The following is a 19668-nucleotide window of genomic DNA, read 5'->3' as shown; positions in this document are numbered from 1 at the left end:
TCAGCCCACCAGTTCGTAGGCGGGTGTTGTCAGGAAGTCCGTGTAATCGTCGGAAAGACAGATGTCCTCGATCAGCTTGGAAGCCGGTTCGTAGTACTTGGTGAAGTTCTCGTCGCCGAACTCGATGCGCAGGCGCTCGGTTTCTTCGCCGAGGATTCGTGTGACGAGTTCGCGGGTAACGGTGTTGCCCGTGTCTGCGAGCACCGACTTGTTGCGAATCTGCTGCCACACCTGCGAGCGGGAGATTTCCGCGGTCGCGGCATCTTCCATGAGGTTGTGGATGGCAACTGCACCGCTGCCGGAGATCCAGACACCTGTATATGCGACGGCGACGTAGAGGTTCAGCCGAAGCCCGGCTTCCGTGACGGTGCCGCCAGCAGAGGCGACGTCGATCAGCTGCTCAGCCGTGACGTTCACCTCGGGGCGCTGTTTGTCCAGCTGGTTGGGCTTTCCGCCGTTGGCGGGGTCACCGAGGACCGAATCGAACACTTCGCGGCAGGTGGAAACGAGGTCCGGGTGCGCAACCCAGGAGCCGTCGAAGCCATCGTTTGCCTCGCGCGTCTTGTCGGCGCGGACCTTGTCGAAGGCCGCAGCGGTGACGTCGGGCTGCTTCCGGTTCGGGATGACGGCGGCCATGCCGCCCATGGCGAAGGCGCCACGCTTGTGGCAGGTCTTGACCAGGAGTTCGGTGTAGGCGCGCATGAACGGAGCCGTCATGGCAACGGTTGCGCGGTCCGGGAGGACGAACTCTTCGCCGGCATCACGGAAGTACTTGATGATGCTGAACAGGTAATCCCAGCGTCCGGCGTTCAGCCCCGAAGCGTGGTCGCGCAGCTCGTAAAGGATCTCGTCCATTTCAAACGCGGCTGGAATGGTCTCGATGAGCACGGTGGCGCGGATGCTGCCCTGCGGGATGCCGAGGAAGTCCTGGGCGAAGACGAAGACATCGTTCCAGAGGCGGGCCTCCAGGTGGCTCTCCATCTTGGGCAGGTAATAGTAAGGGCCGTGGCCATTCAGGAGCAGCTGCTTGGCGATGTGGAAGAAGTGCAAACCAAAGTCCACCAGCGCGCCCACAGCAGGTTCGCCGTCGATCAGCAGGTGGTTTTCTTCCATGTGCCAGCCGCGGGGACGGGCAACAACAACAGCCAAAGGTGCGTCCGTGCGGAGACGGTACTCCTTGCCTTCCGGCGAGCTGTAGCTCAGGGTGCCCTGTGCTGCGTCGCGGAGGTTGAGGATCGCGTCAATGACGTTGGGCCAGGTTGGCGTGCTGGCATCTTCGAGGTCCGCGAGCCAGACCTTGGCGCCGGAATTGAGCGCGTTGATGGCCATCTTGGCCGGGGTTGCCGGGCCGGTCATCTCAACGCGACGGTCCTGCAACGCCGCCGGTGCATCGGCAACCTTCCAGTCGCCGTCGCGGATTTCCTGGGTCTCCGGGAGGAAGTCCAAGCGGCTGGTGTCCGCAACCTTCTGGCGCTTTACCTTCCGCGCTTCAAGGAGCTCGTTGCGGGTGCCGGCGAAACGCTTGTGCAGTTCCTCGATGAAACCCAGTGCCTTGGGGGTGAGGATTTCCTCGGCGCGATCAATCGGCCGGGGATCGGTGACTGTGATAGCCATGTGAGCGGATTCCTTTGTTCTAGAGTGCGCTGGCGGCGTTGGCGTGCGCAGCGTTAGCTACGGCAGTCGCTACATCGGCGGCAACATGGGGATCGAAGACGCTGGGGATAATGTAACTCGCGTTCAGCTCATCGTCAGCCACCCGGTTGGCAATTGCCTCGGCGGCGGCCACCAGCATGTTCGGCGTGATGTCGGATGCTCCAGCATCCAGCAGTCCGCGGAAGAAGCCGGGGAAGGCCAGCACGTTGTTGATCTGGTTCGGGAAGTCGCTGCGTCCCGTGGCGACAACGGCCGCGTGCTTGGAAGCGATGACGGGGTCGATTTCCGGCGTCGGGTTGGCCATGGCGAACACAATTGCGTTCTCGGCCATGGAAGCAACCTGCTCCTCGCCGATCACGTGCGGGGCGCTGACTCCGATGAAGACGTCTGCTCCCTTGAGGGCGTCGTGCAGGGTTCCGGAGAAGCCTTCTTCATTCGTGTTCGCGGCAATCCAGCTGCGGTGCTCGTCGTCGTACTTCTCGCCGGAGTGGATGGCGCCCGAGCGGCCAGCAGCGATGATGTGCTGCGCGCCCTGGGCCTTGAGGAGCTGGATGATGGCGGAACCGGCAGCGCCAACCCCTGAGACGACGATCTTGACCTCGGACAGCTTCTTGTCCACCACGCGCAGGGCGTTGACCAGCGCGGCCAGGGTCACGATCGCCGTGCCGTGCTGGTCGTCGTGGAACACCGGGATGTCCAGTTCTTCGCGAAGGCGGTTCTCGATCTCGAAGCAGCGCGGTGCGGCGATGTCTTCCAGGTTGATGCCGCCGTAGACCGGGGCCATGGCCTTGGCGATCATGATGATTTCTTCGGTGTCCTGCGTGTCCAGGCAGACCGGCCAGGCGTCCACGTTGGCGAACTGCTTGAACAGTGCGGCCTTGCCTTCCATGACGGGGAGGGCGGCGGCGGGGCCAATGTTGCCCAGGCCCAGAACCGCAGAACCATCCGTGAGGACGGCGATGGTGTTGCGCTTGACCGTCAGGTTGCGGGCAGCGGCCGGGTCTTCTGCAATGGCCAGGCAAACACGCGCGACGCCGGGAGTGTAGGCGCGTGACAGATCGTCACGGTTGCGCAGGGCTACTTTGGGGACCACCTCGAGCTTGCCGCCGAGGTGCATGAGGAAGGTGCGGTCCGAGACGTGCTGGACGGTGACGCCGTCGAGGGCATTCAGGGCATCTTTGACACGTGCCGCGTGGGCGTCATCAGTGGTGTTGCAGGTGACGTCCACGACGATCGTCTCGTGGTGGGATTCCGTGACGTCCAGCGCGGTGATCGCTGCACCGGCTGCGCCGACGGCTGCTGCCAGTTCACTGGTAGCGGTGAAGCTCGACGGTGCGGCGACGCGCAGGGTGATCGAGTTTCCGGGGCTCGGATTCGCCATTGAAATTCCTCCTGTTAGGCCCGTTCCCGGGCCGCCGTTCCAAACTGAATGTTTTCGTATTATGGATATTATTATCTGCCAAGTGGAAATACAACCCCCTGCTCGGTCATCTTGCGTCTCGTCGCGCTCTCGGCTGGCGTGCTGTATCTTGGGTGTTCTAAGCAATTCTTTTCACGATGCGGATAAGAGTTGTCGGAATCTGAGTCATTGGAGACAAGGGAATGGCTGAAAAAGCCTCCGGAGGCGTGCAGTCCGTTGAGCGCGTCTTTGAACTGCTGGAACTGATCACGGATGCCGGTGGCGACGTCACTCTGAGCGAGCTGTCGTCGTCCACGGACCTGCCCTTGCCCACCATCCACCGCCTGCTGCGCACGCTCGTGGCATTGGGCTACATCCGCCAACTGCCCAACCGGCGCTACGCTTTGGGCCCGCGGCTCATCCGGCTTGGCGAAGGTGCCAGCAAGCAGCTCGGCGCCGTGGCGCGTCCGCAGCTGAAGACCCTCGTGGAACGACTCGGCGAAACTTCCAACATGGCGGTCTTGGACTCGGACATGGTCATTTACGTGGCCCAGGTCCCCTCCATGCACTCCATGCGGATGTTCACCGAAGTCGGCCGGCGCGCCCACACCCATGACACGGGCGTTGGCAAAGCGATCCTGGCGCAGCTCGACGACGAACAGGTCCGTGGCATTGTTGCCCGAACCGGCATGCCTACGCCCACGGCCAAGAGCATCGGCGATATCGACTCCCTGCTCGCGGACCTGAAGCTGATCCGCGAACGCGGCTACTCCATTGATGAGGAAGAGCAGGAGCTCGGCGTCCGTTGCTTCGCGATGGCCGTGCCCAACGCTCCCACTCCCACGGCTATCTCCGTTTCCGGGCCCATCACGCGTGTGGACCAGAGCTTTGCCGACCGCGCTGTGCCGATGCTGCGCGAGGCCGCGCTTGCGATCTCCGCGGAGCTCAACCAGAACTAGGCTTTCTTCTCCACGCCTCGCGCCGAGTTGGCATTTGATGGCAGTGTTCCCTGCGAACACTGCCATCTTTTGTCATCTCGGCGCAGGTTTTGAGCGGGTTGCCTTCTTCAGCATCGAGTCCACCACGATTGGGTGAACCGGGCGCACTACGCTGAAGTACAGCTTGCCACGCCACCCTTTAAGCTCGACGGCGGTTGTCACCCTGATCAGCCGGGTCACCGCATCGATTCCAACGGCCACCGCGAAGTCCAAGTGCCTGTCACGGACAAAGATCAGGGCTTCCTCGCCCGACTGTTCGCTCACCGTGAAGGTGTTCTTAGGTGCTCTGGGTATGCCGATCAAGGGCACCAGCGCCTGCCTCAAGCCCATGGCCCAAGCAACCCATCGCGGAATCGACTCGATGGAGAACACGCGCTCCGCCCATTCCCTGGGATCCGTGCCGGCACCTTCAGGCAGGGTGGCCAGGCAGACATCCGCGTAGTCCGGCTCCGGTATCTTGCGGATTGCGAGGGAACGGAAACAGGGGAGCTGTTCAGTCATGGGCTGATCCTACGGTGAGTGTCGCCCGGTGGTGAGCGCCGCCGTCGTACATTCTGCGCGGAGGCTTCTGCGTGAGGAGGCTTCCAAACGGGGAGGGCTTCTGCGCGAGGCGACAAATGACGGCAGCGTCCCCCAAGGAAACGCTGCCGTCATCTGCCAACTTGAATGGGATCGGGAGCTAGTGCTCCGAGGCGCTGGAGGTCTTGAGCGGGACTTCCTTGCCGTCGGCGTCGATCAGCTTGCCGTTCTCGAAGCGGTCGCCCTCGCTCAGGCACTTGATGTCTTCCTCGCTGACGATGCGGTCCGTGCCAGCGACGAACACTGACTGGTTGTCCGTGTTGCCTGCCTTGAAGTGGTTGAACAGGACATTCAGCAAGATCGCCATGACCGCGGCGGAGCTGATGCCGGAGTGGAAGATCGTGGAGAACCAGGACGGGAACTGGTCGTAGAACTTCGGAGCGGCAATGGGGATCATGCCGAAACCGATCGAGGCGGCCACGATGATCAGGTTCATGTTGTTCTTGTACTCAACCTTGGCCAGTGTGCGGATACCGCTGGCTGCCACCGTGCCGAAAAGCACGACGCCGGCACCGCCCAGGACGGGCGTCGGAACCGCTGCGACCACTCGGCCCAGAACTGGCAGGAGACCGAGGACAACCAGAATGAGTCCACCAGCGCTCACCACGAAACGGCTCTTGATGCCCGTGATGGCCACGAGCCCAACGTTCTGGGCGAAGGCGCTCTGCGTGAAGGAGTTGAACAGCGGTGAGATGGCGCTGGAGAGCATGTCCGCGCGGAGGCCATCGCCGATGCGGCGGGAGTCAACCTTGGTATCGACGATCTCGCCCACTGCAATGATGTCTGCGGAGGTCTCGGTCAGTGTCACCAGGATGACGATGAGCATGGAAATGATTGCTGCGATTTCGAAGGTTGGCGCACCGAAAGCGAAGGGCGTGGGGAACGCGACGATGTCGCCCTGGCCAACCTTTGAGAAGTCTGCCATTCCTGCAATGAACGCGATGATGGTGCCGATGACCATGGCCAGCAGGATGGAGAGCCGGGAGATGGCAGCATTGCCCACCTTGCTCAGAAGCAGGACGACGCCCATGGTTGCTGCGGCGAGGCCGATGTTTGCCATGCTGCCGTAGTTATCGGCCTTGGCGTTTCCACCCATGGCCCAGTTGGCTGCAACCGGCATGAGCGTCAGGCCAATGGTGGTGATGACAGTGCCCGTGACCACTGGCGGGAAGAACTTGATGATCTTGGAGAACAGGGGAGTGATGGCCAGGCCGATCAGGGAAGCCACGATGACCGAACCGAATACGGCTTGGATCCCCCCGCCGCCTTGGACGATCGCAACCATGGTTGAGACGCCGGCGAAGGAGACGCCCTGAACAAGCGGTAGCTGTGAGCCGAAGAACGGGATGCCCACCGTCTGGAGGATGGTGGCCAGGCCGCCAACGAACAGGCAGGCTGCGATGAGGAGGCCGATATCCTGCGAGGACATGCCTGCGGCGGCGCCGATGATCAGTGGCGGGGCAATGATTCCGCCGTACATGGTGAGGACGTGCTGGAAGCCATACGCGAACGTGCTTCCGATGGAGAGGCGCTTGTCTTCGGGCCGTTCCGGCTTATGCGCCTGGGAGGGGGTGCTATCCGCGGAGCGGGATTTCTTCTTCGTGTTCATGGCAGACTTTCTGGGTTCATGGCAGACGTCTTCGTCTGGCTAACTGTGTCTGGCTAACAAAATCCGGGGTTTTTGGGGTTGGGGTTTGTGTGCAGGTCCGGCCTTGACTGGGCGCCGTTGGGGGACCTGCACACAAACTCCTGGTGGTGCGTTGTTAGGGGTGGTGCAGTGTTAGGGCGGTGCTTAGCAGAAGCCGGCGATGCCGCTCCATGCAACAGGCGCGGCTGTTGTGTTGTCGCGCTGGACGGTTGCTTCGATGAGGCCGTACGGGCGGTCCGCGGCGAAGAAGACCTCGTTGGGGTTGTCCAGTCCGAACGGGCTCAGGTCAACCAGGAAGTGGTGCTTGTTGGGCATGGAGAACTTGATCTCGTCAACCTCGCTGTGTGCTTCGAGGACCTTCTTGCCCATGTCGAAGAGGGTCTGCTGCAGAGCGTGCGAGTAGTTCTCGGTGAAGCCTTCCAGAAGGAGGGCCTTGATGTCCTCGTAGCTCTTGTTGAAGTCGGTGGCTCCGGCGTCGAGGTTGGTGTTGTAGCGCCAGCGGGCCGAGACATCCGTTGCGAGGATGCGGTCCGTGGTTTCGGGCAGGGTGGTGTACTTGTCGCGCGGGTAGCCGACGAAGCCCGACTGGGTGGTCTTCAGGACGGTCAGGTCCTTGAGGCCGGAGATGATGTGCGTGGTTGCGCCATCACGGACGACGACGGCGGTACGAACCTCTTGTCCGTTGCGGACGAAGCTGTGATCGTGTCCCTCGCCGTGTGCCTGGATACGATCCCAGCTGTAGGCCTCGGCTTCCCAACGGCCACCGGTTACCCATTCGAACTCGCCGGTGAAGTGATCGGCGAGACGCAGCAGGAAGGACTCCGGTGAGCCGATGCCGTCACGGGCAAAAGCGTAGACAGTGTTCTTCTGGGTATCGGTGGCGACCACGTGGCCGTTGTCGCCTTCGAGGTGCGCAGCCTGGAAATCGCCGCGCAGTTGCGAGGTGACATTCAAATCTTCGATGTGGTGGCGGTCAGTATCCCGAGTGACCTTGACGACGCGGACTTCCGCTTTGCCGTACTGGTTTTCGCCGAGGACGATGTTGTTGCTCATGGTCATATCCCAACTTCTGTGAGGTGGAACCTACGTTCCATCAATGAAATTAAGCGCGTGTTTCCACCGCGTTTCTGGTGGAGCCGACCCAACAAAAAAGAGCCGGCATCCATTGATGCCAGCTCATTACGACCCTGCCTGCTGCTCTCAGGTTACGTGACGTACGCCACGAACTCATTCGAGAGTAGCGCATGATTTCGGCTTGTGTATATGGGTTTCCGGAGATCGTTATGAAGCAGCCAAATGTGACCGGAGCAACCGTTCTTCCCTTCTGGGCGGGTCTTGACGCCTGCTTCGGGGGTTGCTTATCCTTTTCACATAGCAAAAATCATTTTCCGAAATACGGAAACTTGCTTGCACTGGAAAGAGGAGGAACAGATGGACTCGAAGGATACGAACAACGTCGTGGAATTCCCGGCACCGGGTCAGGAGCTGTACCTGCCCTTCGGTGCAACAGATCCGGACTTCTACATTCCGGCCGACTGCGACCGCAATGCCGGCGGATTCTCCCGTTGGCTCCGAGCGCTCCCGGTCTTCGGCCGCCAGCGTCCCTAGGGCCCCTGCATCCACGGGGCCCCGCCCGCCCGGCCCCGCCCCGGCAGGCCCACATAGACGGCTCGCTGCAGACAAGACGGTAGGAGTCGTCTTGTCTGCAGCGAGCCCTCGAAACGGACTTTTTCCACATACGACCTGGCACCCCTGTCGCGAGGTCTAAGGCCTTGTCAATGCTTGTGTCATGGCGAAAATGGCTGATCTCCCGGCGGGCATGGATCTGTGGCGAACATCCGAACTCAATGAAGCGGGGATTAACGCCCGGGACATAGCGGCCCTGGTGCGAACGGGTGAACTCGTAAGGCTCCGACGAGGGTGCTACATCCGTGGCAGCACCTGGTCGGCCCAGAAGCCCTGGGTACGCAGCCGTCAGTTGATTGCTTCCCACGCCCATGGAACGCTCACGACGTCGGGTGGTGGCTTGGTCTATAGCCACACCTCCGCTGCCCGTCTCCATCGGTTGTTCCTGTGGAATGTTGACGACCGCGTGCATATCACCCAGAAGGCGCCACCATCGCCTGTTTCGCATGGCCGTGATGTTGTTCCCCATACTCGTGGGCTCGACGTTCAAGATGTAGTCGACGTGGACGGCATGCCCTGTACGTCCTTGGAGAGAACTGTCGTGGACTGCTGCCTCATGCTGAACTACCGGCAATCGTTGGTCCTCATGGATCATGCTCTCCGAAAAGGCGTGGACGTGGGCAAGCTGAGGGACATGTGCGCATCGCTAGCCGGGAGGAATGGAGTCCTCGCTTTGCGCCGCGCCCTTGAAAATGCCGACGCGCGCTCGGAGTCTCCAGGCGAAACGTTGACCCGGGAGCTACTCGCACGGTTGAAGATCGAACCACCCGAACTCCAAGTCGAAGTGTGGACGCGTGAGGGCCGCCATCGTCTTGACCTTGCCTGGCGCAATCAGAAGCTCGCCCTGGAGTTCGATGGCCGGATGAAGTACTTCGACTATGAGCCCACCGGTGAGGTCATCTTCCAGGAGCGGCAGCGCGAGAAAGCCCTTACGGAGGAGGGTTGGACGTTCATTCGCATCAAGTGGCGGGATTTGTTTCAAGAGCAGGAGTTCAAGATTCGTGTGCTCCGAGCGCTCCGGCGATCCGACTCATCGCCGACTAGACGACTCCCTGCACGCTAGACGACTCCTACCGTCTAACGTGCGGGGGAGCATCGAAACGGGCGCTACCCCAACGGGCGCACACACACCAACGAAGCCAGAACCTACCCCGCCACGAGCTTCCGCGCCGCAGCCGAGTGCTCAGCCATGAGGCCGGCGACGTCCAAACCGGGAATAGCTCCATCAATCACGCGCCAGGAACCACCCACCATGACCCGGTCTGCCCGGTCCGCCCCGCAGAGCAGCAGGGCGGCGACGGGGTCGTGGCTTCCGGAAAACCTCAACGAGTCAAGCTTGAACAGGGCAAGGTCTGCCTGAAGGCCCGGAGCCAACTGCCCGATGTCCGAGCGGCCAAGAACAGCGGCGGATCCACGCGTCGCCCAGCCGAGCGCACGGGAAACAGGAACCGAAGCACCGTATCGGAGTCGTTGCAGATATAGCGCCTGGCGGGCCTCGAGGATCATGTTCGAAGCATCGTTCGACGCCGAGCCGTCCACTCCCAGGCCTACAGGAACGCCCGCGGCTTCAAGTTCCAGCACTCGCGCTGTCCCGGATGCGAGGCGCATGTTGGAGGTTGGGCAATGCGCGACGGCGGTGCCAGCGGCTCCCAGCCTGGCGATCTCGTCGTCGTTGAAGTGGATGCCATGTCCAAGCCACGTGCGGGATCCCAACCAGCCAACTGACTCCAGGTAATCCACGGTCCGCAGCCCAAACATGGAGCGGCAGAAGTCTTCCTCGTCGATCGTCTCTGCAAGGTGTGTGTGCAGCCGGACGTCGTAGCGTTCAGCGAGGGCTGCGCTCTCGGCCATGATCTCCTTGGTCACTGAGAAGGGGGAGCAAGGCGCCAATGCGATCTGCACTGATGCCCCATCCCCGGCCTCGTGGTACTCACGAATCAGCCGTTCGCTGTCCGCAAGGATCACCTCGGGTGACTGGACCGTGGTCCGGGGCGGCAGCCCGCCGTCGTCCTCTCCCAACGTCATTGATCCGCGGGTCAAGGTTGCCCGCATGCCCATGGAGCGCACCGCGGCTACTTCGATATCGATGGCGTCTTCCATGCCGTCCGGGAAGAGATAGTGGTGGTCGGCGGCGGTGGTGCAGCCGGAAAGCAGCAGCTCGGCCAGTGCAACCTGCACCGCAAGTTCAAGGCTGCGAGGCGTCAACCGCGCCCACACGGGGTACAGGTTCTGCAGCCATGGGAAAAGCGGAGCGTTGGCCACCGGACCCCAGGCGCGGGTCAGCGTTTGGTAGAAGTGGTGGTGGGTGTTGATGAGCCCAGGCAGAACCACGTGGTCGGAGGCATCAAAGACGGAACACGGCAACGAAGGCTGCCCGCCCGCTGGCACGAGCTCCACAATTTTCCCGTCGGAGACCACCAGGCCGTTACCGGCGTCGAGGTCGTTTGCGGTGAAGATTCCCAGCGGGTTCTTGATCCAAAGAGGGGTCATGACAGGTTCCTTGTCTGGTCGGCGTGTACGCGTTCCAGCTCAGTTAGGCCCTGTCTGCTGATCCAGGAACCGGAAGCCAATAAAGTGCGTCCGGTCCGAAAAGCCTAAAATGCCCGACGCCCGCCGTCAACGTTCGCGGGCGTCCCTCGGTCACATACGGCTGCCAACAAAAAATCTCGTATGACGAAATTAAATTTTCAAAAAACTATGGCGCGGCTCACAAACCTGGTGCTACGCTCTAACTGCCAAAGGCGGGCACCCGGACCTCGGGAAGCTATCTACCAGGCGCAACTTAACCTTCATCGCACATGCTGAAGCCTGGTAACCAAGCTAACTGAGCTCCGCTCCGTAGCGCCCCCAACAGGTCACCTGGCTTCCTCAGCACTAAGGAAGTCGCAACATGAGTACAACCGTCACGGCCGAGCAATTCCTGGCCACATCCATTGAGCTGGCAACAGCCAATGTCCTCAACAGTGGAGGCCCCTTCGGCGCCGTCATTGTTACCGCGGATGGACAAACCTTCCAAGGCGTCAACCGCGTCACCGCCACGAACGATCCCACCGCACACGCGGAAGTCACGGCCATCCGTAACGCCTGCCGCGAGCTGGGGACCTTCGATCTGAGCGGAGCAACCCTCTACACCAGTTGCGAGCCATGCCCCATGTGCCTGGCCTCCGCACTCTGGGCACGCATTGACCGCGTGTTCTTTGCCGCAGACCGTCATGACGCCGCGTCCGTGGGCTTCGATGATGCCGTCTTCTACGAGTACTTCGAGAACGACAACCGGGACGCGCTGATGCCGGTAGCCAAGCTGGAACTGGGCGACCCCCAGGCTCCGGCGGCCCTCCAGCCGTTCACCACATGGAACACGCTTGATTCCAGGATCGACTACTAGGGCCCGGTGGCTGACATGACAATCCTGGATCCCGCAGAAATGCAGACCGCAGCTGAAAAGCAGGCTGCGCTCCTCCCCAACGGAGGCAAGAGCGCAGAGCCCACAGCGGCAAACGCAAAGCACACGGCAACCGGCAACGGCAAGCCGCCGGTGTCGAACTCCTTCCTGGATAAGTTCTTCCAGATCACCAAGCGTGGTTCCACGCTCGCCCGGGAATTCCGCGGCGGCCTGGTCACGTTCTTCACCATGGCGTACATCGTCATCCTCAACCCGCTCATCCTGGGCGGCTTCTCGGCAGACAACGCCCCGGTGGACGTGGCGGGCGGCTGGCTCTCGGCAGCACAGGTGGGCGCGGTGACTGGCCTGACGGCTGGTGTCATGACCATCGTCTTCGGACTCGTTGCCAACCTTCCCTTCGGCCTCGCAGCCGGCCTGGGCATCAATTCCTTCCTCGCCGTCGCTGTCATCCAGGAAGTCACATGGCCAGAAGCCATGGGCCTGGTGGTCATCAACGGCATCCTGATCGTCCTTTTCGGCGCCACCGGTGCCCGGACGGCGATCTTCAAGGCAGTCCCCAAGGAACTCAAGGCCGCCATCACCGTTGGCATCGGCCTGTTCATTGCCTTCATCGGCTTCGTCGACTCCGGCTTTGTCCGCCCCACCAAGGGCGGCCCGCCGGTCCAGCTCGGCTCGGATGGTTCCATCACCTCCATCCCAACCCTCGTCTTCATCATCGGGTTGCTGGTCATGGGCATCCTCGTGGCACGCAAGATCCAAGGCGGCCTGTTGATTGGCATCGTCGCCACAACAGTCCTCGCCGCTGTAGCCGAGGCCGTGTTCCACATTGGTCCAGGCAGCGCCGACAACCCCGGCGGTTGGCACCTCAACGTGCCAATCCTGTCCAGCCAGTTGATGTCCGTTCCGGATCTCAGCCTGGTAGGCCAGTTCGACCTCTTTGGTTCGTTCGCCAGGATCGGCGGGTTGGCTGCGACCATGTTGGTCTTCACCCTGGTGTTCACCAATTTCTTCGACGCCATGGGAACCATGACTGGCCTGGCCAAGAGCGCAGGCGTGGCACATAAGGACGGTACGTTCCCCAAGCTGAAGTCGGCCTTCATTGTTGAAGGCATGGGCGCAGTGGTAGGTGGCGCAACGTCCGGTTCTTCCAACACCGTGTACATCGACTCCGCAGCAGGAATCGGCGAGGGCGCCCGGACGGGGCTGGCCTCCGTTGTCACCGGCTTGCTGTTCCTGGGTTCAATGTTCTTCACGCCGCTAACCTCGGTTGTCCCGCTGGAAGTGGCTGCATCAGCACTGGTGGTGGTGGGCGCGATGATGATGGCCCAGATCCGCGAGATCAAGTTCACCAAGTTCGCCATCGCGTTGCCAGCGTTCCTCACCATTGTGACGATGCCGCTGACCTACTCCATTGCCAACGGCATCGGAGTCGGCTTCATCTCCTTCGCGGTGATCAGCGCGGCGTCGGGCAAGGCCAAGAAGGTCCATCCGCTCATGTGGGTGGTCACCGCGGGCTTCATTATCTACTTCGCCCGTGGCCCGATCAACGCCTTGATGGGCGTCTAGCCCGGTGCCCCACCCCGCGCCGGCGGGTCCATATCCGGCACTTCGAACGGCGGTCCATCCGCACCCACCGCACGAATAGGCGCCCATCGTCGTGGTCCTTTGGGAACAGGCACGACGGCGGGCGGCGGTCCTGTTGATTCAGGAACGGGTGCTGTTGCCCCGCTACGGAGTGGGGCAGGGAGATGAAGCCCTGCCCCACTCCTATGAACTCTTATTCAATAGCCGCGACTCCCTCCGCATCCTCCGGAAAATGAGATTATGAGGGCAAGATCGCGCACTGCTCCGGCCGGGCCACCTGGCCGGGACACCTGGAAAAAGGACGTGTTGCCATGCTGGATCTGATGCCTTCACTGGGCAGCTGGCGGCCTGCGGTCTCTGGCCAACGATGCGCTGTGGCCACGATTGTAGGGACCGGCGGCTCAGTGCCGCGACCCATGGGGACTTCCATGATGGTCTCCGAAAACGGCGAAATCCTGGGCAGCTTGTCCGGCGGTTGCGTGGAAGGGGCCGTCGTTGAGGCAGCCCTGGAAGCAATGCGCGACGGCGGCCCACGCCTTGAGTCTTTTGGCTACAGTGCCGAGGACGCGTTCGCCGTCGGACTCACCTGTGGAGGAGAACTGGAAGTCCATATCCAGCCACTGGGTAGCGAGTCCGGCGAAATGGCCCTCTTCGATATCGCTATATCAAACGAACCCACGGCCCGGGCGCTCATCCGCAGGCTCGGTGGCGGCGGGGGAGTGGTGGTCGTTGATGATCCTGTTCGGTTCCGCGCCATGGAATCAACCCAACTGGCCCGGTTGGTGGACGATCATCCCGCCACCCTGATGGCTGCCGCGGCCCAGATTGAGCCGCTGCTCCAAGGCGGACGCACGGGTTTGGTCCGCCTGGCAGCACCCGAGGGCTGCATCGATGGCTGGGTGACCGCCGAGAGGTTGGCGGCTCCTCCCCGTGAAGAGGAAGAACCGCAGCCCATCACCTTGTTCGTGGAAAGCCGCTTGCCAGCCGCGCGGATGCTCATTTTCGGGGCCAACGACTTCGGTGCCGCGTTGCTCCCCGCCGGACAGTTGCTTGGCTACAACGTCACCCTGTGCGATGCACGCGCTGCGTTCGCCCAGCAGACCCGCTTCGCCGGTGCGGACCAAGTGGTCACCGACTGGCCGCACCGCTACCTGGAAGCCGAAGCAGCGGCCGGACGGATCGACGCCCGGACCGTGGTGTGCGTCCTGACCCACGATCCAAAGTTCGACATTCCCCTGCTTGAAACAGCTCTTCGCCTAAACCTGGCTTACGTCGGCGCAATGGGCTCGCGTCGTAGCCACCGGCAACGGGTTGAGGCCCTGCTCGAAGCAGGCACGCCTGCCGAAGCACTGGGACGGCTCCATTCCCCGATCGGATTGGACCTTGGTGCAGTGACACCAGCCGAAGTCGCAGTCTCCATCACGGCAGAGATTATCGCCGAACGCGGAGCTCGCGACCACAAAGTCACCATCCACAAAGCCACCGGTCACAAAACCACCAGTCGCGCAGCCACAGGCTTCCCCTCGCTGAAGGACAGCACGGGCCCGATTCACCCAGCACCTCAACACCTCACTCAGGAGGACCCATGGACATGAACACCATCGAGGCCGTGGTTCCCACCACGGATCCCTCTCAATGGCGCGATGGCGATGCCTGGCTCGCCGGAGGAACCGTCCTCTTCTCCTACGGAAGCACCGTGCTCAAGCGTCTCCTTGATTTGGGCCAGGCGGGTTGGCCGGCCGTTACCGTGACCGATGAAGGCATTGAGCTAGCCGCAACCTGCACCGTTGCAGAGCTCTACGCATTACCGGCGTCCGCGGAATTAGCCAACCACGAGTGGCCCGCCTTGGCATTGATTCGTCCTTGCTGCGACTCCTTCGTGGCATCCTTCAAGATCTGGAACATGTCCACGGTGGGCGGCAACCTCTGCACGTCCTTGCCCGCTGGCCCCATGATTTCGTTGTGTGCCGGACTCGATGCCATGGCATCCATCCAGAGCCCGGATGGCAGCAGCCGCAGCCTGCCTGTGTCCGACTTCGTTACGGGGGATATGCAGAATGTCCTGGCCCCCGGGGAATTGCTCCGCAGCATTCACCTCCCCGCAGAGGCGCTCTCGGCACGGGTGGCTTTCAGGCGCTTGTCGTTGAGCAATCTGGGACGCTCCGGCGTGCTGCTCATCGGACGCCTCGACGCCGACGGCGGCTTGGTCATCACCGTTACCGCCTCCACCAAAAGGCCCGTCCAACTACGGTTCCCCGCCGGGCAGGTTCCCGACGCCGGGATGCTGGCTGACGCCGTCGGGGATTCCATTCCCTGGCCGCTGTACCACGATGACATCCATGGGCTTCCCGCGTGGCGCCGCGATATGACGTTCAAGCTGGCCGAGGAAATCAGGGCGGAGCTACTGGGCGAATCGATGGTCGTGTCAGGCGATTTCTGGCCGCCGCACGCCACCTCACCGCAACCATCCACGCAACCCGCAAACAACAACCCGCAGAAGGAGGCCCCCCATGGCAATTGAGATCAACGGCGCTGCCTCCGAGGCCACACCCCGCCCCGGCCAATGCCTGCGCACTTTCCTACGGGAACAGGGAAACTTCGGCGTTAAGAAGGGCTGCGACGGCGGTGACTGCGGCGCGTGCACTGTGCACGTCGACGGCACCCCCGTCCACAGCTGCATCTATCCGGCGGTTCGCGCCGATGGCAAAGCGGTCACCACGATCGAAGGCCTCTCCAGCGGAGAAAACCTTCACCCTGTGCAGGAGCAGTTCCTTGAAGCCCAGGGGTTCCAATGCGGTTTCTGCACCGCTGGAATGGTCATGACGGCAGCCACTTTTGACGACGAGCAACGTGCCAACCTGCCCCGCAACCTCAAGGGCAATCTGTGCCGTTGCACCGGCTACCGCTCCATCGCTGACGCTGTTTGCGGTCATGATGGCGGGCACGCGCACGACGCCGGAGCCGACGTTTCCGGGGCCAAGTCGCCTGCCGCTGTGGAAGCCACGCCCGGCCAGCTTGGGGACAATGTGCCCGCACCCGCAGGCCAAGCCGTGGTTACCGGAACTGCCCGGTACACCCTGGATGTCCCGGGCGAGCAGCTTCCCGGACTACTGCACCTCAAGCTCCTCCGTTCGCCGCATCCACACGCCCGGATCGTGTCCATTGACAAGACTGCGGCTCTGGCAGTTCCTGGCGTCGTCGCCGTATTCACGCACGAAGATGCACCAGCGCAGTTGTTCTCCACTGCCCAGCACGAACACTTCACGGACGATCCCGACGACACGCGCGTGCTGGACAACGTGGTGCGCTTCATCGGCCAGCGCGTTGCCGCAGTCGTGGCGGAGTCCGTTGGCGCTGCCGAGGCCGGAACCCGGGCGCTTGCTGTGGAGTACGAGCTTCTGGAGCCAGTATTCACGCCTCAGGAGGCAATTCTTCCGGGTGCCCCGGCGATCCATGGCGACAAGGACGGGGCCTACTCCCGGATTTCCCGGCCATTGGAAAATGTGGTGGCCGAGGTCCACGCCGAGCTGGGCAGCGTGGCCGACGGCTTCGCGGCAGCCGACTTCATCCATGAGCACACGTACAAGACCCAGAGGGTTCAGCACGTTGCAATGGAAACGCACGCGTCCATCGCGTGGCTGGATGAGGAAGGCAGACTGGTTGTCCGTTCCTCCACGCAGGTTCCCTTCCTGGTAAAGCGCACATTGGCGAGGTTGTTCAATCTGCCGGAGGAGACGGTCCGCGTGGTGGCTGGCCGCGTTGGGGGTGGTTTCGGAGGAAAACAGGAGGTCCTCACCGAGGATCTGGTCGCCTTGGCGGCCCTCACACTCAAGCGGCCGGTCCAGGTGGAGTTCACCCGGACCGAACAGTTCACGTCCGCCACGACGCGCCACCCCTTCACCATTAATCTCAAGGCGGGTGCCAGCCGGGACGGATACCTGACCGCCCTTCAGCTGGATGTCATCACCAACACCGGCGCTTACGGAAACCATGCGCCCGGCGTTATGTTCCATGGTTGTGGGGAATCGTTGGCTGTCTATAAGTGCCGCAACAAGAAAGTGGACGCCCAGGCCGTCTACACCAACACCGTTCCCGCCGGAGCCTTCCGCGGGTATGGGCTGAGCCAGATGATCTTCGCGATCGAGTCTGCCATCGACGAACTTGCCATCGGTATTGGCATGGATCCCTTGGAGTTCCGGCTCAGGAACATGGTCCGGCCGGGTGACCATATGTTGTCTACTACGCCCGAGCCCGAGGAAGACGTCCACTACGGCAGCTATGGCCTGGACCAGTGTGTGGCCTTGATTCGGGATGCCCTGGACCGGGGCAAGGAGCGCTACCGTGCCGCAGGACTGGACGACCTCGGACCTGATTGGGTGGTCGGAGAAGGTTCTGCCCTGTCCATGATCGATACCGTCCCGCCGCGAGGCCACTTCGCCCACACCAGGGTGAGCCTGGAAGCGGACGGAAGGTTCGCCGTCGACGTCGGTACTGCGGAGTTCGGGAACGGCACCACAACCGTTCATGCGCAACTGGCTGCGACCGCGCTGGCAACGGCCGCCTCAAAAATTACCGTCCGTCAGTCAGATACGGACCTCGTGGAGCACGATACGGGCGCGTTCGGTTCGGCCGGTACCGTGGTGGCCGGCAAGGCCACGCTCGGTGCGGCCCTTGAGCTCGCAACAAGGATCCAGACCGTTGCGGCTTCATTGACGGGAGCTGCATTAACGGATTGCCGTTTGGTGGACGGAGCTGTCGAGTGCGGTGATCGTGTGGTTCCGCTCAAGGAAACTTTCGACGCCGCCCGTCTCCAAGGCGTTCGCCTCGCCACTGATGGCAACTGGGGAGGAACGCCGCGGTCAGTGGCATTCAATGTCCATGGTTTCCGGGTTGCCGTTAATACGGGAACGGGTGAGCTGCGGATCCTGCAGAGCGTGCAGGCAGCAGATGCCGGCGTTGTGGTGAACCCGCGGCAGTGCCGTGGGCAGATCGAAGGCGGCATCGCACAGGCGCTTGGTGCGGTGCTTTATGAGGAAGTCAAAGTGGACGACGCCGGACACGTCACCACCGATATCCTCCGGCAGTATCACATTCCGTCATTCGCGGACGTGCCGCGGAGCGAGGTCTATTTCGCAACAACGAATGACAGCACCGGGCCCCTCGGCGCCAAGTCCATGAGCGAGAGCCCGTTCAACCCCGTGGCACCCGCGTTGGCCAATGCCATCCGCAACGCCACCGGAATCCGTTTCGGCGAACTGCCCATCGCCCGCGACAAGATCTACTTGGCCCTCCGTGACCGCACGCTTATACCCAACTGAGTCGCATTTGTGCGCGTTTTGAGCCGTCTAAACGCGCACAAATGCGACCTACTTGGGTGAAAGGGCGAGTGGGGTTCTCAGTCCTCCAGAAGGTGCAGCTGGTCCTTCGTATCCAGGTCTTCGCCGGAGCAAAGGTCACTGCAATCCACCAGATCCACCAAACCTGGATGCGCCTTGAGGAAAGATCGCGCCCCCGTGTCACCATTCGCGGCTTCCGCCGCTTGGGATCGGAGTCCGACGTCGATAATCACCGGGTGCCGACGCTTAAGGCGGCCTGACTCGTCCGGGTATGCGGCCGCCGTGACCCGACCCGGACGGTGGCTGCCCAGCAACCTGCTGACCGCCGTCGGGGTTAACCCGGGCTGATCCACCAGAGCCACCATGATGCTGTGTCCCGGTGAGGCTGCCTCGATTCCTGCACGGAAAGAGCCGGCCATGCCCTTAGCCCAATTTTCGTTCTCGACCACCTTGTACGTCCGTAGATCTGTGGTGCTTCGAACGCGGTCCGCCTCGGCCCCAACCACCACCACGACCTCCCGGCAGCCGCCGTCGAACAGCGTATCGGCGAGCACCTCAACCAGCGTGCGGCCGCGGTAGGGGAGCAGCGCTTTGGGCCCGCGGCCCAAGCGAGTGCCAGCCCCCGCAGCAAGCAGGACACCCGTGGTGGGCGCCACGCCGGATCCAGTCATATCCTCACGATACGCGCGGGCATGCACGCGGTCTGTAGCCTCCTCCCAGCTTTCCGTGACATCTACCAAAATCGGTTGCAAACTACTCCTCAGTAGGTCTGTTGGTAGGTTCCGACGGCCATTATTGTCGGTAGGGAATTGTTGAAATCAGCTCTGATGCAATGATGCGTGGAGGAAAAGGGGAAGATGGCGGGCAGTTTCGAAATACTCAACGCCGGGACGAATACGTTCAGGTTTCGACTCACGGCCGATGACGGCACAGTTGTGGCAGTGTCGCCACAGTTTCCCAATTTGAAGGCCGTCGTGGCCGGTATCAACGCAGTCCGCGAAAACGCGGCAACCGGATTCGTAGTAGACCGCAGGAATCTGGGCACCTGAGGCTTCCCGGTAACACCGCAAATACAGTTGGCGGCAGTGTTCATCATGAACACTGCCGCCAACTGTTTTTCTGCCCTGTTATTCCTGGGTCGTTAGGCGTCTCCACCTGCTCCGCCGGTGGTGCCCGCGTTCACATCGAGCAGCTTGTAGCGGTCAATAGCGTACGACGGCGCACCCTCCTCGACTTCACCCCTCGCCGCCAGCATCTGCAGGGTTTTGGCGACGATGGAGTGGGTGTCGTTTTTGAAGTAGCGGCGTGCGGCTTGGCGGGTGTCGGAGAAGCCGAAGCCGTCTGCTCCGAGGGAGGCGAAGTCGTTGGGGATGAATTGGCGG

The 19668-nt window shown here is 62.2% G+C and carries 17 protein-coding genes; 9 read left to right on the top strand and 8 right to left on the bottom strand.

Translation table 11 applies throughout. The features are described 5' to 3' along the window. Nucleotides 1-1614 carry a malate synthase A gene (aceB, locus tag KSW38_RS18900; RefSeq protein ID WP_216926488.1) on the bottom strand — a complete coding sequence of 538 codons (1614 nt, stop codon included), beginning with the start codon at nucleotides 1612-1614 and terminating at the stop codon, nucleotides 1-3. Between the two features lie 19 nt (nucleotides 1615-1633). Further along, on the bottom strand, nucleotides 1634-3034 hold the full coding sequence (locus tag KSW38_RS18895) for an NAD-dependent malic enzyme (protein WP_216926487.1): 1401 nt from the start codon (nucleotides 3032-3034) through the stop codon (nucleotides 1634-1636). Between the two features lie 221 nt (nucleotides 3035-3255). On the opposite strand from KSW38_RS18895, the gene KSW38_RS18890 reads away from it, so the two are divergent. Next, a complete protein-coding gene (locus KSW38_RS18890; protein ID WP_216926486.1) occupies nucleotides 3256-4011 on the top strand; it encodes an IclR family transcriptional regulator in 756 nt (251 codons plus the stop codon). A 72-nt stretch (nucleotides 4012-4083) separates the two neighbouring features. Here the strand turns inward: KSW38_RS18890 and KSW38_RS18885 are convergent, their stop codons facing one another. From KSW38_RS18885 to pucL, 3 genes are all read right to left on the bottom strand, one after another. Then, nucleotides 4084-4551: a DUF2867 domain-containing protein gene (locus KSW38_RS18885; RefSeq protein WP_216926485.1), complete on the bottom strand. Its 468-nt coding sequence runs from the start codon at nucleotides 4549-4551 to the stop codon at nucleotides 4084-4086. Nucleotides 4552-4729: 178 nt separating this feature from the next. After that, the gene (locus KSW38_RS18880; RefSeq protein WP_216926484.1) at nucleotides 4730-6238 is read right to left on the bottom strand and encodes a nucleobase:cation symporter-2 family protein; all 1509 of its coding nucleotides are present in this window, start codon (nucleotides 6236-6238) and stop codon (nucleotides 4730-4732) included. Between the two features lie 183 nt (nucleotides 6239-6421). Then, nucleotides 6422-7336, bottom strand: a complete 915-nt coding sequence (pucL, locus tag KSW38_RS18875; protein ID WP_216926483.1) for a factor-independent urate hydroxylase — start codon at nucleotides 7334-7336, stop codon at nucleotides 6422-6424. Nucleotides 7337-7708: 372 nt separating this feature from the next. Here pucL and KSW38_RS18870 point away from each other — a divergent pair, with 372 nt between their 5' ends. Both KSW38_RS18870 and KSW38_RS18865 read left to right on the top strand, forming a co-directional pair. Continuing rightward, nucleotides 7709-7885, top strand: a complete 177-nt coding sequence (locus tag KSW38_RS18870; protein WP_216926482.1) for a hypothetical protein — start codon at nucleotides 7709-7711, stop codon at nucleotides 7883-7885. Between the two features lie 181 nt (nucleotides 7886-8066). Next, complete coding sequence (locus KSW38_RS18865) at nucleotides 8067-9026, top strand: type IV toxin-antitoxin system AbiEi family antitoxin domain-containing protein (protein ID WP_216926481.1); 960 nt, start codon at nucleotides 8067-8069, stop codon at nucleotides 9024-9026. Between the two features lie 83 nt (nucleotides 9027-9109). Here the strand turns inward: KSW38_RS18865 and KSW38_RS18860 are convergent, their stop codons facing one another. After that, on the bottom strand, nucleotides 9110-10453 hold the full coding sequence (locus KSW38_RS18860; RefSeq protein WP_216926480.1) for an 8-oxoguanine deaminase: 1344 nt from the start codon (nucleotides 10451-10453) through the stop codon (nucleotides 9110-9112). Between the two features lie 400 nt (nucleotides 10454-10853). On the opposite strand from KSW38_RS18860, the gene KSW38_RS18855 reads away from it, so the two are divergent. From KSW38_RS18855 to KSW38_RS18835, 5 genes are all read left to right on the top strand, one after another. Then, entirely contained in the window at nucleotides 10854-11348 is a 495-nt protein-coding gene (locus tag KSW38_RS18855) for a nucleoside deaminase (RefSeq protein WP_216926479.1), read from the top strand. A gap of 6 nt (nucleotides 11349-11354) precedes the next feature. Continuing rightward, a complete protein-coding gene (locus tag KSW38_RS18850) occupies nucleotides 11355-12932 on the top strand; it encodes an NCS2 family permease (protein WP_216926478.1) in 1578 nt (525 codons plus the stop codon). Nucleotides 12933-13261: 329 nt separating this feature from the next. Beyond that, nucleotides 13262-14545, top strand: coding sequence for an XdhC family protein (locus tag KSW38_RS18845; RefSeq protein WP_216926477.1), 1284 nt, complete (start codon nucleotides 13262-13264; stop codon nucleotides 14543-14545). After that, nucleotides 14536-15471, top strand: coding sequence for an FAD binding domain-containing protein (locus KSW38_RS18840; protein ID WP_216926476.1), 936 nt, complete (start codon nucleotides 14536-14538; stop codon nucleotides 15469-15471). The genes KSW38_RS18845 and KSW38_RS18840 overlap by 10 nt, the downstream gene beginning before the upstream one ends. Continuing rightward, a complete protein-coding gene (locus KSW38_RS18835) occupies nucleotides 15461-18268 on the top strand; it encodes a molybdopterin-dependent oxidoreductase (RefSeq protein ID WP_216926475.1) in 2808 nt (935 codons plus the stop codon). The genes KSW38_RS18840 and KSW38_RS18835 overlap by 11 nt, the downstream gene beginning before the upstream one ends. 77 nt (nucleotides 18269-18345) lie before the next feature. Here KSW38_RS18835 and nboR read toward each other — a convergent pair whose 3' ends face one another. Then, nucleotides 18346-18984 (bottom strand): nicotine blue oxidoreductase, encoded by a 639-nt coding sequence (nboR, locus tag KSW38_RS18830; protein ID WP_216926602.1) that lies wholly within the window; start codon nucleotides 18982-18984, stop codon nucleotides 18346-18348. Nucleotides 18985-19143: 159 nt separating this feature from the next. Between nboR and KSW38_RS18825 the strand changes: the two genes are divergently transcribed. Continuing rightward, nucleotides 19144-19335, top strand: a complete 192-nt coding sequence (locus KSW38_RS18825; protein WP_216926474.1) for a YegP family protein — start codon at nucleotides 19144-19146, stop codon at nucleotides 19333-19335. A gap of 92 nt (nucleotides 19336-19427) precedes the next feature. Here KSW38_RS18825 and KSW38_RS18820 read toward each other — a convergent pair. Further along, nucleotides 19428-19668: hypothetical protein (locus tag KSW38_RS18820; RefSeq protein WP_216926473.1), on the bottom strand; the 241-nt coding region annotated here is incomplete at its 5' end.

It is taken from the genome of Paenarthrobacter aromaticivorans (assembly GCF_019038615.1).
Lineage (GTDB): Bacteria > Actinomycetota > Actinomycetes > Actinomycetales > Micrococcaceae > Arthrobacter > Arthrobacter aromaticivorans.
Note: the sequence above shows the minus strand (reverse complement) of the source record. Positions and strands in the feature narration are given on the sequence as shown.

Excerpts from the sequence above, each read along its gene's own strand:
- aceB (WP_216926488.1), bottom strand. The coding sequence starts at position 1,614 with ATGGCTATCACAGTCACCGATCCCCGGCCGATTGATCGCGCCGAGGAA.
- KSW38_RS18895 (WP_216926487.1), bottom strand. The coding sequence starts at position 3,034 with ATGGCGAATCCGAGCCCCGGAAACTCGATCACCCTGCGCGTCGCCGCA.
- KSW38_RS18890 (WP_216926486.1), top strand. The coding sequence starts at position 3,256 with ATGGCTGAAAAAGCCTCCGGAGGCGTGCAGTCCGTTGAGCGCGTCTTT.
- KSW38_RS18885 (WP_216926485.1), bottom strand. The coding sequence starts at position 4,551 with ATGACTGAACAGCTCCCCTGTTTCCGTTCCCTCGCAATCCGCAAGATA.
- KSW38_RS18880 (WP_216926484.1), bottom strand. The coding sequence starts at position 6,238 with ATGAACACGAAGAAGAAATCCCGCTCCGCGGATAGCACCCCCTCCCAG.
- pucL (WP_216926483.1), bottom strand. The coding sequence starts at position 7,336 with ATGACCATGAGCAACAACATCGTCCTCGGCGAAAACCAGTACGGCAAA.
- KSW38_RS18870 (WP_216926482.1), top strand. The coding sequence starts at position 7,709 with ATGGACTCGAAGGATACGAACAACGTCGTGGAATTCCCGGCACCGGGT.
- KSW38_RS18865 (WP_216926481.1), top strand. The coding sequence starts at position 8,067 with ATGGCGAAAATGGCTGATCTCCCGGCGGGCATGGATCTGTGGCGAACA.
- KSW38_RS18860 (WP_216926480.1), bottom strand. The coding sequence starts at position 10,453 with ATGACCCCTCTTTGGATCAAGAACCCGCTGGGAATCTTCACCGCAAAC.
- KSW38_RS18855 (WP_216926479.1), top strand. The coding sequence starts at position 10,854 with ATGAGTACAACCGTCACGGCCGAGCAATTCCTGGCCACATCCATTGAG.
- KSW38_RS18845 (WP_216926477.1), top strand. The coding sequence starts at position 13,262 with ATGCTGGATCTGATGCCTTCACTGGGCAGCTGGCGGCCTGCGGTCTCT.
- KSW38_RS18840 (WP_216926476.1), top strand. The coding sequence starts at position 14,536 with ATGGACATGAACACCATCGAGGCCGTGGTTCCCACCACGGATCCCTCT.
- KSW38_RS18835 (WP_216926475.1), top strand. The coding sequence starts at position 15,461 with ATGGCAATTGAGATCAACGGCGCTGCCTCCGAGGCCACACCCCGCCCC.
- KSW38_RS18825 (WP_216926474.1), top strand. The coding sequence starts at position 19,144 with ATGGCGGGCAGTTTCGAAATACTCAACGCCGGGACGAATACGTTCAGG.